This is a genomic window from Lentzea sp. NPDC055074, from assembly GCF_053608005.1.
This window is the reverse complement of the sequence record NZ_JBSGUQ010000002.1, coordinates 313,765-326,781: the sequence shown is the minus strand read 5'-3', so window position 1 is coordinate 326,781 and position 13,017 is coordinate 313,765. Positions and strand designations below refer to the sequence as shown.

The 13,017-nt window shown below is 70.1% G+C and carries 13 protein-coding genes; 6 read left to right on the top strand and 7 right to left on the bottom strand.

From position 1 onward, the window contains the following. Positions 1 to 219: 219 nt before the first annotated feature. Together ACWF7A_RS05620 and ACWF7A_RS05615 are read left to right on the top strand one after the other, a co-directional pair. On the top strand, positions 220 to 567 hold the full coding sequence (locus ACWF7A_RS05620) for a PadR family transcriptional regulator (RefSeq protein ID WP_452249227.1): 348 nt from the start codon (positions 220 to 222) through the stop codon (positions 565 to 567). Then, entirely contained in the window at positions 564 to 1,451 is an 888-nt protein-coding gene (locus ACWF7A_RS05615; protein WP_452249226.1) for a hypothetical protein, read from the top strand. The genes ACWF7A_RS05620 and ACWF7A_RS05615 overlap by 4 nt, the downstream gene beginning before the upstream one ends. Here ACWF7A_RS05615 and ACWF7A_RS05610 read toward each other — a convergent pair. Next, the gene (locus tag ACWF7A_RS05610) at positions 1,448 to 2,860 is read right to left on the bottom strand and encodes an MFS transporter (protein ID WP_452249225.1); all 1,413 of its coding nucleotides are present in this window, start codon (positions 2,858 to 2,860) and stop codon (positions 1,448 to 1,450) included. The two genes, ACWF7A_RS05615 and ACWF7A_RS05610, sit on opposite strands and share 4 nt — an antisense overlap. A 54-nt stretch (positions 2,861 to 2,914) precedes the next feature. Beyond that, the gene (locus ACWF7A_RS05605) at positions 2,915 to 3,676 is read right to left on the bottom strand and encodes a glycerophosphodiester phosphodiesterase (protein WP_452249224.1); all 762 of its coding nucleotides are present in this window, start codon (positions 3,674 to 3,676) and stop codon (positions 2,915 to 2,917) included. A 296-nt stretch (positions 3,677 to 3,972) separates the two neighbouring features. On the opposite strand from ACWF7A_RS05605, the gene ACWF7A_RS05600 reads away from it, so the two are divergent. The 3 genes from ACWF7A_RS05600 to ACWF7A_RS05590 all read left to right on the top strand — a co-directional run bounded on the left by ACWF7A_RS05600 (position 3,973) and on the right by ACWF7A_RS05590 (position 7,047). Further along, complete coding sequence (locus tag ACWF7A_RS05600; RefSeq protein ID WP_030475304.1) at positions 3,973 to 4,314, top strand: hypothetical protein; 342 nt, start codon at positions 3,973 to 3,975, stop codon at positions 4,312 to 4,314. Positions 4,315 to 4,386: 72 nt separating this feature from the next. Continuing rightward, positions 4,387 to 6,387 (top strand): putative bifunctional diguanylate cyclase/phosphodiesterase, encoded by a 2,001-nt coding sequence (locus tag ACWF7A_RS05595; protein WP_452249223.1) that lies wholly within the window; start codon positions 4,387 to 4,389, stop codon positions 6,385 to 6,387. Positions 6,388 to 6,402: 15 nt separating this feature from the next. Then, a complete protein-coding gene (locus ACWF7A_RS05590; protein WP_452249222.1) occupies positions 6,403 to 7,047 on the top strand; it encodes a VOC family protein in 645 nt (214 codons plus the stop codon). Here the strand turns inward: ACWF7A_RS05590 and ACWF7A_RS05585 are convergent. Continuing rightward, positions 7,040 to 7,429 (bottom strand): hypothetical protein, encoded by a 390-nt coding sequence (locus tag ACWF7A_RS05585; protein WP_452249221.1) that lies wholly within the window; start codon positions 7,427 to 7,429, stop codon positions 7,040 to 7,042. The two genes, ACWF7A_RS05590 and ACWF7A_RS05585, sit on opposite strands and share 8 nt — an antisense overlap. Positions 7,430 to 7,448: 19 nt before the next feature. Next, entirely contained in the window at positions 7,449 to 7,913 is a 465-nt protein-coding gene (locus tag ACWF7A_RS05580) for a PPOX class F420-dependent oxidoreductase (protein ID WP_452249565.1), read from the bottom strand. A gap of 10 nt (positions 7,914 to 7,923) precedes the next feature. Here ACWF7A_RS05580 and ACWF7A_RS05575 point away from each other — a divergent pair, with 10 nt between their 5' ends. Continuing rightward, on the top strand, positions 7,924 to 8,766 hold the full coding sequence (locus ACWF7A_RS05575) for an alpha/beta fold hydrolase (RefSeq protein WP_452249220.1): 843 nt from the start codon (positions 7,924 to 7,926) through the stop codon (positions 8,764 to 8,766). A gap of 4 nt (positions 8,767 to 8,770) precedes the next feature. Here the strand turns inward: ACWF7A_RS05575 and ACWF7A_RS05570 are convergent, their stop codons facing one another. The 3 genes from ACWF7A_RS05570 to ACWF7A_RS05560 form a co-directional block, all read right to left on the bottom strand. Next, complete coding sequence (locus ACWF7A_RS05570; protein ID WP_452249219.1) at positions 8,771 to 9,961, bottom strand: diguanylate cyclase; 1,191 nt, start codon at positions 9,959 to 9,961, stop codon at positions 8,771 to 8,773. Between the two features lie 274 nt (positions 9,962 to 10,235). Continuing rightward, positions 10,236 to 11,435, bottom strand: a complete 1,200-nt coding sequence (locus ACWF7A_RS05565; RefSeq protein ID WP_452249218.1) for an MFS transporter — start codon at positions 11,433 to 11,435, stop codon at positions 10,236 to 10,238. Between the two features lie 3 nt (positions 11,436 to 11,438). After that, complete coding sequence (locus ACWF7A_RS05560; RefSeq protein ID WP_452249217.1) at positions 11,439 to 12,935, bottom strand: carboxylesterase/lipase family protein; 1,497 nt, start codon at positions 12,933 to 12,935, stop codon at positions 11,439 to 11,441. Positions 12,936 to 13,017: the final 82 nt, after the last annotated feature.

Genomic DNA, 13,017 nt, shown 5'->3' with positions numbered 1-13,017 from the left:
GGGGGGGGGGGGGGCGGGGGTGGGCCCGCCGTGGCCGGTTTGGGGGCCCCCTTCCGCGCTGGTCACAGCCCCCCCCCGGGTGCCGATCGGCATGTCACCTGCGCGAACGGAGCGCTCATCAGCGCTCGAACTGCTCGATAACTTCAGTGTTGACCGAAACCAGCTCTTACTGATCCTTCCGCTTCCCGATATAGCTCGCGCCGCGATATATTCAGCGACATGAGTGGTCGGGTCATGTCCGAGCAGACGTTCTTGGTGCTCACCGCGCTGGCGGAGGAGCCCCTGCACGGCTACGCCATCGTGCAGGCGGTGGAGCAGCTGTCCGAGGGGCGGATGGTGCTGAGGGTCGGCACGCTGTACGGCGTGCTGGACCGGTTGGTGGCCGACGGTCAGGCCGAGCGTGACCGCGAGGAGGTCCACCAGGGCCGGCTGCGGCGCTACTACAAGCTCACCGACTCCGGTGTGCGGGCGTTGCAGGGGGAGGTCGCGCGGCTGAGTGCCAACGTGCGGGCGGCGAGTGCCGTGCTGAAGGGGAGAGGGCTGCGGGCGTGGGCGGGTCTGGCGTGAGGAACCTGGAGCGGCGGTATCGCACGCTGCTGAAGGTGTTGCCGCAGTGGTACCGGCGGGACCGCGAGGAGGAGATGGTCGGGATCTTCCTGGCCGAGCGGGACGACGACCTCGACCTCGAGCACAGCTGGCCGGGGTGGGGGGAGACGGGGGCGGTGCTCGCGCTCGCGGTGCGCACGCACCTGGCGGCGGGGGCGGCGTTCCCGAGCGTGCCGGTGAAGGTGGCGTGGCGCGGGGAGATCGTGCGGGCGCTGGGGATGCTCGGGTTGCTGCTGGGGCTGTTCTACGCGACGGCGGCGGTCGTGGACGTCGTGCTGCGCTCCGGGAGCGAGTACCCGGCGGTGTTCCCGTGGTGGCGGGTGCTGGAGCTGGGGCCGTTCGTGGCGTTCGGCGCGTTGCTCGGCGGGCGGCGGACGCTGGCCAAGGTGGCGGCGGCCGGGCCGGTGGTGGTGGCGGTGGTGTCGATGTCGTTGCCGCACAACCCGTTGCTGTGGGGGCTGTTCCAGCTGCCGTCGTTCGTGACGCTCGTGTGTCTGTGCCTGGGTTTCCACCGGGAGGCGCCGACGCCGCCGGCGGGCAGGCTGCTGTGGTGGGGCGGGGGAGCGGTGGCGCTCGGGGTGCTCGGTGGTGTCGCCACGGGGGTGGGGCTGATCTCGGTCGGGCTCGTCACGGTGCTCGCGCGGGTGGCGGCGTTCGTGCGGGGTGACGCGGTGCTGGGGCGGGCGTTGTCGTTGTTCGCGGTGCTGCAGCTGGTTCCGCTGGGGTTCCTGGTCTTCGCGGATCCCGGGGTGTTCGTGCTCGCGGGTGCGCTGGCCGCGGTGCTGGTGCTCGTCGTGGTGCTGCCGGTGCGGCGCCGCCCGAAAGCGGCGCCGCGGACCGCTTAGACGAGTGCGGGTTCCTTGTTGCCCACGGCCTTGATGGCGCGGCGGACGGGCACGAAGATCAGCAGGACGAAGCCCGCGACGAAGAAGATGATCAGGGCGAGGATGGCGGGCCGCAGGCTGCCGGTGGCCTGGCCGACGCCGGCGAAGACCAGCGGGCCGAGCCAGCTGGTGGAGCGCTCGCCGACCTCGTAGAGCGAGAAGTACTGGGCTTCGCGGCCGGGCGGCACCATCTGGCTGAACAGGCTGCGGGACAGGGCGTTCGTGCCGCCGAGGACGATGCCGATGCCGGCGGCGACGAGGTAGAACGAGGTCTCGTCGCCCGCCTCGACGAAGAACGCCGCGGTGATCACGACGATCCACACGACGAGGGAGCCGAGGATCGTCTTCTTGGCGCCGATGCGCTTGGCGACGAAGCCGTGCAGGACGCCGCCGATGAAGGCGACGAACTGGACGATGAGGATCACGGTGATCAGCGTCTGCTGGGTGAACTTGAGCTCGACGCTGCCGTACTGGGCGCTGACGTTGGCGACGGTGGCGATGCCGTCGGTGTAGATCAGGTAGGTGCCGAGGAACGCGAGCGTGAGCGGGAAGGCCTTGGCCTGCCTCAGGGTGGTGCCGAGTTCCTTGAAGCCGGCGGAGACCACCGAGGCGCCGTGTTCGCCGCCGTGAGGGCGCTGGTGCTCGGTGAGGGCGCGCAGCGGGATGATCGTGAAGGCGGCCCACCAGATGCCGGAGATGACGAACGCGATGCGCGCGGCGTCGCCGGAGGTGATGCCGAGGGAGTCGGCGGAGAGCGTGATGCCGAGCTGGATGGCGAGGGCGACGCCGCCGCCGAGGTAGCCGAAGGCCCAGCCGCGGCTGGAGACGGCGTCGCGTTCGTCGGGGGTCGCGATCTCGGGGAGGAAGGCGTAGTAGACGACGACGCTGGAGCCGTAGCAGATGTTGGCGAGGATGAAGAAGACGACGCCGAGCTTCCAGTTGGTGCCTTCGACCGCGGCGAGCGCGATGGTGGCGGCGGAGCCGGTGAAGGCGAAGAAGCCGAGCATCTTCTTCTTGTTCTGGGTGCGGTCGGCGATGGCGCCCATGACGGGCAGCACGATCACCTGGACCACGGTGGCGATGGAGAGCAGGTAGCCCCACAGGGAGCCGGAGGGGAACTGCAGTCCGAGGATCGTGACGTCGCAGTTGGCGAAGGCGTTGTCGTTCGCGCAGGGGTTGGCCCCGTTGAGCGCGGTGTCGGCCTTGGCGGCGTTGGTCGCGATGCTCGTGAGGTACAGCGAGAGGAAGACGGTGATCACCGACGTGGGGAACACCGAGTTCGCCACGTCGTACCAGACCCAGCCGCGTTGTTCTTTCTTGCGGCGCCCGGCGGTGTTGGCGTCGGCGGTGTCGTCGCCCGTGCTCTTCATGTCGGCGGACTGTACTTGTCCGCCGACACGGCCGATGATCTAGCGCCCAACCTGTTACCAGCTGTTGCGCGACTGGAGAACTTCGCGCAGAACGTCGGGTCTGTCGGTGACGAGTCCGTCGACGCCGAGATCGAGTAGTGCGCGCATGTCGGCTTCGTCGTCGATGGTCCAGACGTGCACTTCGAGGGACCTGCGGTGGGCGGCTTGGACGAAGCGGCGGTCGACGATGTGCAGGCGTCCCTGGCTGACGGGGACCTGGGCGACCTGGCCGCGGACGGCGAGTCCGGCGAGGGGGACGCGGCCGGCGGCCCAGAGGGCGCCGGCGGAGCGGGGGCCCATGGAGGTGAGCAGCTGGGGTCCGGCGATCCTGCGCATCCTGGCGAGGCGGTTGTCGGAGAAGCTGGCGAGGCAGACGCGGTGCAGCGACTTGGCTTTGCGCAGCAGGGTGAGGATGGGTTCGACGGCGTTCTCGGACTTGACGTCGATGTTGAAGAACGTGTCGGGGAGCTCTTCGAGGACGTCGGCGAGGCGGGCGATGGGTTCGCGGCCGCCGACGCGGGCGTGGCGGACCTCGGTCCAGGGGAGCTCGGAGACGATGCCGTGTGCGTCGGTGGTGCGGTCGAGGGTGTGGTCGTGGTGGACGACGACCTCGCCGTCGGCGGTGGCGTGGACGTCGGTCTCGATGTAGCGGTAGCCCTCCTGCACGGCCCGGCGGAAGGAGCTCAGGGAGTTCTCCATGCCGGTGAGGTCGTCGACGTGCCAGCCGCGGTGGGCGAAGGCGCGGGGGCGCGGGCCTGCGAGGTACGGGTGTGTCACGTGACGTGAGTCTGCCTTCCGGCGGTGGCTCCGGGGTGGACAGTGGGTGGCGACACACTTTCTTCTTTTTCTCTATTGCTTCAGTGTCGCCTAAAATAAAGCCTGTCAGCCACTCGTCTCAGCGCACGCTCTGATCCACACCCGCACAGGACGGGCGGGAAGCGACGGAAGTTGATCAAACCCCACCCGAAAGCGCCACGAACGGCCCGCCGGGTACTGTCCGGTTCCCTACGAAGGTCGGGCTTTCTGGCGCGTCGCTGGAGACCACCCGCCACCATTCGCTACCGTCGCGCGCCATGGAGCGCTCCATGGAGGCGGATGAGCCCAGGCACTGTGCGTGGTGCGGGAGGCGGTTGCCCGGGAGCGGGCGGATCGGCCGGCCGCGGAGGTACTGCGCGCAGCCGTGTCGTCAGCGCGCGTACGAACGCAGGGCGGCGTTGCAGCGGGGTGGTCTGCCGGAGGACGCGGTGGTGCTCAGCACCGCGGAGCTGGCGGACCTGCAGGACAGGTTGTTCCAGCTGCGGTGCGCCGCGGAGGACGTGGTGACGGCGGCGCAGGACGGGGCCGAGAACGAGGAGCTGAGGAAGCTGGCGGCGGAGCTGGTGGAGTCGGCGAAGGGTTTGGAGCGGCTTAGATAGCCGTTCGCACAACAGCGAACTGACCGGCGTAGCGGGTTGCTTACGTCCGGTGATCGGACGATCATGACGCGCGTGACCTCCTACTGCCGCACGGTGCTGGACCGAGCGGGTGTCGGCTATGCCGTGACGGATTCGCGCGGGAACCTGTTGTGGTGCAACCGCGCGTTGGGTGTTGTGCTGGGGGTTCCGGTCGAGCAGGCGTACGGGCGGTCGTTGCCCGCGTTGCTCCCGGGGGTGCCGGAGGTGCCTGCCCCGGTGCGGGAAGTGCTGGTGCCGGGTCCGAAGTGGCTCGAGGTGCGGTGTTCGCGGCTGGGTGACGACCTGATGTACGAGGTCGTGGACGTGTCGGCGTGGCGTGATCGTGAGTTGACGGTGACGCAGGAGGCGGACGCGTTGCGGCGGGCTCAGGCGCTGGGTCGCATGGGGACGTGGGAGTGGTCGATCCGCGAGGACCGGGTGACGTGGTCGGACACGTTGCTGGAGATGTTCGGGTTCGCGCCGGGGACGGCGTTCGACTTCGAGATGTACTCGCAGCTGGTGCACCCGGACGATCTGCCGATGATCGAGGAGACGCTGGACTCGGCTCTGAAGACGGGGTCGGTGTTCACGTACACGCATCGGATGTTGCGTCCGGACGGCAAGGAGCGGGTGTTCGAGTGTTTCGGTGAGGTCGTCGTGGGTGACGACGGCACGCCGTTGCGGGCTTTGGGGACGGCGCACGACGTGACGCAGTCGTCGCGGGTGCACGACGAGCTCGTGAGGATGGCGGAGCAGGATCCGTTGACGGGGTTGCCGAACCGTCGTGCGTTGACGCGGGCTCTGGAGCAGGAGCTGGCGAACGGCGTGTCGGGTGCGTTGCTGGTGCTGGATCTGGACAACTTCAAGGACGTCAACGATCTGCGTGGTCATGCGGTGGGTGACCGGGTGATGCGGATGCTGGCGAGTGCGTTGCAGTCCCGTTTGGGTGACAGGTTGATCGCTCGTCTGGGTGGTGATGAGTTCGCGGTGGTGTTGCCGGGGGCGTCGCCGAAGGACGCGTCCGAGGTGGCCGATGGGCTGCGGGACGCGGTGGCGGGTTTTCCGCTGGCGGGGATCGGGACGCCGGCGCGGATCACGGTGTCGACGGGGCTGGCGGAGTTCGGTCCGGGTGACTCGTGGGAGCTGGTGCTGGCGAACGCGGATCTGGCGTTGTACGCGTCGAAGGCGGCGGGCCGGGACCGGGTGACGGTGTACGAGCCGAACCATTACGCGGACACGGTGAAGCGGGTCAGTGTGCTGGACCGGTTGCGGGCGGCGCTGGCGGGTGGCGGGCTGGCGTTGTACGGGATGCCGATGGTGGATCTGCACACCGGTGAGGTGCTGGGGCACGAGTTGTTGCTGCGGCTGGAGGACGGGCAGGAGCCGTATCTGGGTCCGGCGGACTTCCTGCCGGTGGCGGAGCGGTCGAACCTGATCCTGGACGTGGACCGCTGGGTGTTGACGACGGCGATCGACGCGTTGGTGGCGCAGCCGGATCCGCGGTTGCGGTTCAACGTGAACGTGTCGGGCCGGACTCTGGAGGATCCGGACTTCGGTGACTTCGTGCTGGAGAAGCTGGGGTCGGCGGGGGTGGCGCCGGGTCGTCTGGGGTTGGAGATCACGGAGACGGCGGCGGTGACGAACCTGGACGCGGCGGTGACGCTGGCGACGCAGTTGCGGGGGTTCGGATGCCGGATCACGCTGGACGACTTCGGTTCGGGGTTCGGGTCGTTCGTGCATCTGAAGCATCTGCCGATCACGGGGATCAAGATCGATGGTGAGTTCGTGAAGGGCATCGAGACCAGCGAGGCGGACGCGGTGCTGGTGTCGGGGATCGTGCAGATCGCGAACGGGCTGGGGTTGTCGTCGGTGGCGGAGTGGGTGGAGCGTCCGTCCCAGGTGGATGCTCTGCGCAAGCTGGGGGTGCGGGTGGGGCAGGGTTTCCACCTGGGTCGGCCGGTGCCGTTGCGTGACGTGGTGAGTGCGGAGCGCATGCCGCCGAATGGCGCATTGTCGTCTCAGGTGGTCGGAGCAGAGGATGGGGCCCGCTCCTGATCCCCGCCCGATGGGATGTCCGTGTCGTCTTGTGGTGTTCGTCGTCTCGAGTTGAGTGTCGCCGAGCCTGAGGTGTCGGTGGATTTTTTCGCCGGTGTGCTCGGGTGGACGGTGATCGCGGAGCCGGGTGGGTCGTTCTCGGGTTTCGTGGGGGATCGGCTGGCGGCTCATGTCGTTGCGGGGGAACGGGGTTGGCGTGTGTTCTTCGGTGGTGACGGGGCGCGGGAGCTGAAGGCGAACTCCTCTGTGGACGGCGGCCGGGTGTTGCACGGTCCGTGGGCTCCTCCGCCGCGTTCCGGTGAGCCGTGCTGGGTGGAGTTGATGACGGAGTCACCGGAGGACGGGTACTGGGCGGGTGAGCTCGGGTGGGAGAGCCGGGCCGAGGGTGAGGACTTCGTGGTGTTCACGTCCTCGCGGCACGGGGATCCTCGTGCGGTGGCGGGGCGTCTGACGACGTCGCGGGCGCAGGGGTGGCAGATGTACTTCGCGGTGGACGACGTGGCGGCGGTGTGCGCGCGGGTGTCCGAGTGGGACGGTCGTGTGCTGCTGGAGCCCACGACCGTGCCGACGGGGTTGGTGGCGTCGATCGAGGGCCCGCACGGCGGTTCGTGCGTGGTGCTGGAGAAGCCGGCGGGCTGGGGCGGGAACTGGGCTAGCTAGCGGGGTCGCGGTCGAACCAGGCGACGGCGAGCAGGGTCAGGCCTGTGGCGATGCTGACGCCGGAGTTGATGAGCAGGTCCGAGGTGGCCATGCCGATCTCTCGGCCCCAGTGGGCGAGTTGTGCGCCGGCGTCCCAGAGCAGGTACATCAGCGCGTTGACGATGATGATCTTGCGTCGGTCGGTGGCCCTGGGCAGTCCCATCGCGATGATCGTGACGGCGATGATCAGGACGTGGTAGCCGGCGACGGCGTACCACTGGAACGCGCGGGTGGGGGTCATCTCGCCGCCGAGGTAGGCGCGGTCGGTGAGCTCGGGGCTGAGCGTGAGGACGACGGTCTGCAGCAGGTTGAAGGCGATGTAGACCCACAGGACGATCTTCATCCAGAGCTTCACGGCGGGGTCACGCGTCCAGTTCGGGTGGGAAGCCGCCGGTGGCGATGGGGCCCCAGGTGTCGATGGTGATGCGGATGAGGGACTTGCCCTGGCGGAGCATGGCGGCGCGGTACTCGTCCCAGTCGGGGTGTTCGCCCGCGATGCAGCGGTAGTAGTCGACGAAGGCGTCGAGGGCGTCGGGCAGGTCGAGTACTTCGGCGGTGCCGTTGATCTGGACGTAGGCGTCGTTCCAGTCGTCGGAGAGCACGCACATGGTGACGGCGGGGTCGCGGCGGGCGTTGCGGACCTTGGCGCGCTGGGGGTAGGTGGCGACGACGATGCGGCCCTCGGTGTCGACGCCGCAGGCGACGGGGGAGACCTGGAGTCCGGCGCCTGCGGCGCGGTGGGTGATGAGGACGCCGTGGTGGCGGGTGGAGAGGAACTCGAGCAGCTGCGGCCGGTCGACGAGGTCGGCCGTGGCGATCTTCGGCATGATGTGCAGCATGGCACGCTTCACCTCGTTCGACGGCACGGAACTGGCTTACCGGGACATGGGTGAGGGGGTTCCGCTGCTGGTGCTGGCGGGTGGTCCCGGCCGGGCTTCGGAGTACCTGGGGACGGTGGGCGGGCTGGACGCGTCGCGGCGGCTGGTGGTGCTGGACAACCGGGGGACGGGCGAGTCGGACGAGCCCGCGGATCCGTTCACGTATCGGCGGGACATGCTGGTGCGGGACGTGGAGATGCTGCGCCGCCACCTGGGTCTGGACGTGGTGGACGTGCTCGGGCATTCCGCCGGCGCGGGGATCGCGATGGGGTATGCCGCGGACTTTCCCGCGCACGTGGGGAGGCTGGTGCTGCTTACTCCCGCGTTGCGCAGTGTCGGGTTGTCGCCGGAGCAGAGCGACTGGGACGAGTTCCTGGCCGCGCGTGTGGGCGAGCCGTGGTTCGGGGCGGCGACGGCGGCGTTGGAGCGCAATGCGGCGGGTGACGACTCGGTGGAGAACCGGGTGGCGGCGTCGCCGTTGCTGTACGCGCGGTGGACGGAGGCGGCGCGGGCGCACGCCGAGGCGGAGCTGGGGCAGTGGAAGTATCCCGTGGCGCTGGGGTACAACGCCGAGGGCGCGTTCGTGCCGGGGGTGTTGCGGCGGGCGCTGGCGGACTTCGCTCGTCCGGTGCTGGTGTACGCGTGTTCGGAGGACCCGATCTCGCCGGTGCGGCGGGACGTGGAGCTGGCGGGGTTGTTCCCGGACGCGACGTTGTACGTGCACGAGGGTGTGGGGCACTACCCGTGGGTGGAGGAACCGGGCCGGGTGGCGGCGCGGATCGAGGCGTTCCTGCGGGCGTGACGGGTCAGCGGGCGCTGGCGGCGGTGGCGACGCGGTCGCGGCCGTTGTTCTTGGCCTGGTAGAGGGCCTCGTCGGCGGCGAGCAGCAGCGGGGACAGGTCGGTGGCGTTGTCGGGGAACACCGCGGCGCCCACGGAGGCGGTGAGGCCGGCGACGACCTGGCTCTCGCCGAGGCGGTCGAGCGCGACGATGTGCAGGCTCGCGATCTCGAAGCGGATGCGTTCGGCGGTGGCGCGGACCTCCTCGGTGCTCACGCCGGGCAGCAGGACCGCGAACTCCTCGCCGCCGAAGCGGCCGACGAGGTCGTAGGAGCGCACCGAGTGTTTGAGGGCGTCGGCGACGGCGCGCAGGACCTTGTCGCCGGCGAGGTGGCCGTAGGTGTCGTTGATCTGCTTGAAGTGGTCGAGGTCGAGGATGAGCACGCCCACCGTGGACACCAGGCGGCGGGCGCGTTCGATCTCGCGGCCGGCGACGTCGTGCCAGAAGGTCGCGTCGACGAGGCCGGTCTTGGAGTCGGTGCGGGCGGCGACGCGGAACTGCGGCAGCAGCAGGCCCATGTGCAGGGCCAGGACGGTGAGCAGCAGCAGCGGGGTGAGCCACGGGCGGCTGGTCATCATGATCGCGAGCACCGAGCCCAGGCCGATCGAGGCGAGGATGATGAGCTGGTCGGAGGCGTTGCCCAGGGCGGCGCGGGCGGGCTGGTCGCGGTTGGTCATGACGATGGCGCCGACGACGAGCGCGTAGTTGACGAGCCAGTAGACAAGGCCGGCGCTGGTGAGCGCGAGCAGCCCGAGTGGACCGTCAACGTCAAGAGGCCGGTTCGAGAAGAATCGAAGAATGAGTTGCGCGGCGGCGCATGCGAGTACGACAGTGGCCGCGGAGAACACCTTGCGGAACAGGACCGCCCGCCGTTTGTAGACCCGAAGCCACGCGTGCAGGTAGCTGATGGAGATCAGCGCGACCAGCAGCGGCGTCGGTAGTACGAGCACGCCCGCGAACAGCCACACGGACTGCATGTGGGCGTGCGGCGAGCCCTCGCGGGAGATCTCGCGGATCCGCTCGATTCCCTGGGCCGCTTCCAGGTGCAGCACGGCGCCGCCGACGAGCAGCAGGAACAGGGGCCAGGTCAAGGCCTCGGCAGGGGTACGCCATGCGGTGGCGAGCGTGACGAGGGACGCCAAAACGACCACCGTCACGACATAGGCCAGCACCACAGGAGGAAGCGACCATAACCTCCATCGGCGCGGGTCGAGCCAAGGCACGCTGCCACCCCCACACCACCGTCAGGAAGAAACAACTGTAGCTACCGGGTAACTCAAAGTCGTGGCTCCATGTGGGGGACCTCACCCTGAGTAGTACTCACGATTTTTCGCACCCTTTTTCCGAAGGAGATCGTCATGATCGTTCGTTCCGGCTCCCCGCGTCCCGTCCGCCCGAACGACTGGAAGCGCCCCAACGACTGGCAGCGTCCTAACGACTGGCGTTCGAGCGAGACCCGCTGACCCACCAGACGACCGCCGCACCGCCTGCCGCGAGCACTCCCAGTGCTCCGGCGGCGGCGATGACCAGGTGCACCGCGATTCGTTCCGCCGCCACGCCCGCCAAGGCCACGCCGACGCCTTGGGACACCCGCAGTGCCGTGACGGCGAGACCGAACGCCTGCCCGCGCGAGGAGTCCGGAACCGAGCGCACGAAACTCGTGTTCGCGACCAGGTGGTAGGCACTGGCCGCTCCGGACAGCGCGAACAGCACCACGCTGACGGCCAGGCCGGGTGCGGCCGCGGCCGGGACGAGCACCGCGCAGGCGGTGATCGCGAGCCACGGCATGAGCCGCTGCTGGCGGCGTTCGTCGAGCCGTGCGACGAGCAGCATGCCCACCGCCGCGCCGGCGGCGTAGGCGCCGAAGATCGCTCCGACCCCGGCGGGTCCGGCTCCGAGCTGCGCCGAGTAGGGCGCCGCGAGTGCCTCTCCGGTGATGTAGAACCCGGAGACGCAGGCGAGCGCGACCAGGGCGCGCAGCCGCCGGTCGCCCCACACCAGCCGTGCTCCGCCGACGAGGTCCGCCGGCCATGCGCGCGCGTGCGGTCTCGTGGGTGCGGGCCGGTTCAGCAGGAACATCCCGACGAGCAGCGCGGCGAGCAGGAACGTCGTGGCGTCGGCGACGAGCACCAGTGCCGGTCCGAGCAGTGCCACGAGCGCGCCGCCGCCGACGAACCCGGCGACCTGCGCGGCCTGGGTCAGGGTGCCGAGCACGGCCTGTCCCATCGGGTAGCGCTCGTCGGGGAGGATCTGCGGCAGCAGCGCCGCCCGTGCCGCGCCGTGCGGTGCGCCCGCGAACTGCACGAGCACCAGCAGTGCGGCGAGCAGCCACAACGGCAGGCCCGGTGTGGCCATGAGCAGCAGCAGTGCCGCCCGGACGAGGTCGGCGACGACCATGACCTCGCGGCGGGGGAACCGGTCGGCGAGCCCGGAGAGCAGGGGCCCGCCGAGGAGGTCCGGCAGGAACGTCAACGCGTAGGTCAGCGCGGTCAGGCCCGCGCTGGCGGTGCGGTCGTAGACGTGCACCGTCAGCGCGACCCTGGCGAACTGGTCCCCGGCCACCGACACCACGTGCGCCACGAGCAGGGCGCGGAACTCGCGATCGCGAGCGAGGTCGCGGTAGCCGGGCATGCGCTACAGGATGGACGACCAGAACCCGCACTGGTGATCTCGGGCGAAATCGGCCGGGCCGGTCGAGCCGGGCGCGAGGGTCTGCACCCCGGCCCGCCACCCCGGGGCACCGGTGCGCGCGAACCGGCCCCACGCCGCGATCATGTAGTCGGAGACCTCGCGCTGCGCGGGCGTGAGGGTCTGGCCCATGTCGAACAGCATCAGCAGCTCGGAGCCGTGGTAGGCCTGGTAGCCGCCGGGGAACGGCGGGAAGCCCGGGAAGATCATCGGCACGTCCGGGTCGGAGAACTCGTAGCCCGAGACGCGGGTGTGCCGGCCCAGTTCCTCTCGCGTGACCTGCGCGGTGCAGGCCCACGACCGGTCCGTGAGCAGCCGGGCGATCTCGTCGCGGGCGTCACCGTTGCCGTTGACCGGGTACCGCGCGCCGACCTTGCCCGCGTCCGCGCCGAACAACCCGGTGAGCTGCTGCGCGTAGGAGGTCTCGGGGACCGGCTGCGGCCAGAACAGCGGCGCGAACAACGTCATCTCGTCGTGCGTGGTCCCGACCAGCGTCGGTACCCGGTGGGTCCGGCCGGTGCGCTGCGCCACGACGGGGTCGATCGGCAGGACGGCGGTGTCGTAGGACGGTGAGGCGAACAGCTCGTGCACCGTCAGCAGCTCGGTGACCGGCTTGGCCCGCAGGCACGCCACGTCGGCGCAGCCCAGCGTCCCGGCGCCCGCGTTCTCCGTGTCGGTCCGGGAGCGCCACACGTGCGTGAACTCGCCCTGCCCGCCGGTGGCCGGCAGGGCCAGCCCGCACGGCCCGGACTGGATGATCGCCTTGGCGAACAACCCCGCCGCACGGGGCGAGGCGAGCTGCGCGCAGATGCTCAACGCCCCCGCCGACTCGCCGAACACCGTGACGTTGCGCGCGTCGCCGCCGAACGCACGGGCGTTGCGCTGCACCCACCGCAGCGCCGCCTGCTGGTCCGCGAGCCCGAACGTCCCCGACCCGGCCAGGCCGGGGTGCCCGAAGAACCCGAACACGCCCAGCCGGTAGTTCACCGTCACGACCACGGCGTCGTTCTCGGACGCCAGCCACGTCGCGTCGTACATCGACGCACCGCCCGACACGAACGACCCGCCGTGGATCCACACCATCACCGGCCGCGCCTTGCGCGCGGGATCGGCCGGGGTGGTGACGTTCAGATACAGGCAGTCCTCGGTCTGCGAGGGCGGCCGGCCCAGGCCCGCGCCCTGCGCGCACATCGGCGCCGGCGTCGTCGCGTCCCGCACCCCCTGCCACCGCGTCACCGGCTGCGGATCGCGCCACCGGTTCTCACCCACCGGCGGCGCCGCGAACGGGATGTTCCCGAACGTCCGCACCTGCCCGGTCACCGTGCCGCGCACGACACCCTTGTCGGTCCTGACGACCTGCCCGCCCTGCGCCAGCGCACCCGGCGCCGGGAGCAGGGCCAGAGTCATCGCGGCGGCCAGGGCCACCGTCGTTGTCCGTGCCATGAGTTGTCAGACCCCCTTCGGACTCGAACGTATCGAGGTCCGCCGGGCCCGGGAACCACCCGAAGACACTTGCCGGGTACAT

Bases quoted from the DNA above. Each gene is read 5' to 3' on its own strand.
- ACWF7A_RS05560 (WP_452249217.1), bottom strand. From the start codon at position 12,935: ATGGCACGGACAACGACGGTGGCCCTGGCCGCCGCGATGACTCTGGCC.
- ACWF7A_RS05575 (WP_452249220.1), top strand. From the start codon at position 7,924: ATGGCACGCTTCACCTCGTTCGACGGCACGGAACTGGCTTACCGGGAC.
- ACWF7A_RS05565 (WP_452249218.1), bottom strand. From the start codon at position 11,435: ATGCCCGGCTACCGCGACCTCGCTCGCGATCGCGAGTTCCGCGCCCTG.
- ACWF7A_RS05585 (WP_452249221.1), bottom strand. From the start codon at position 7,429: ATGAAGATCGTCCTGTGGGTCTACATCGCCTTCAACCTGCTGCAGACC.
- ACWF7A_RS05610 (WP_452249225.1), bottom strand. From the start codon at position 2,860: ATGAAGAGCACGGGCGACGACACCGCCGACGCCAACACCGCCGGGCGC.
- ACWF7A_RS05580 (WP_452249565.1), bottom strand. From the start codon at position 7,913: ATGCCGAAGATCGCCACGGCCGACCTCGTCGACCGGCCGCAGCTGCTC.
- ACWF7A_RS05590 (WP_452249222.1), top strand. From the start codon at position 6,403: ATGTCCGTGTCGTCTTGTGGTGTTCGTCGTCTCGAGTTGAGTGTCGCC.
- ACWF7A_RS05600 (WP_030475304.1), top strand. From the start codon at position 3,973: ATGGAGCGCTCCATGGAGGCGGATGAGCCCAGGCACTGTGCGTGGTGC.
- ACWF7A_RS05620 (WP_452249227.1), top strand. From the start codon at position 220: ATGAGTGGTCGGGTCATGTCCGAGCAGACGTTCTTGGTGCTCACCGCG.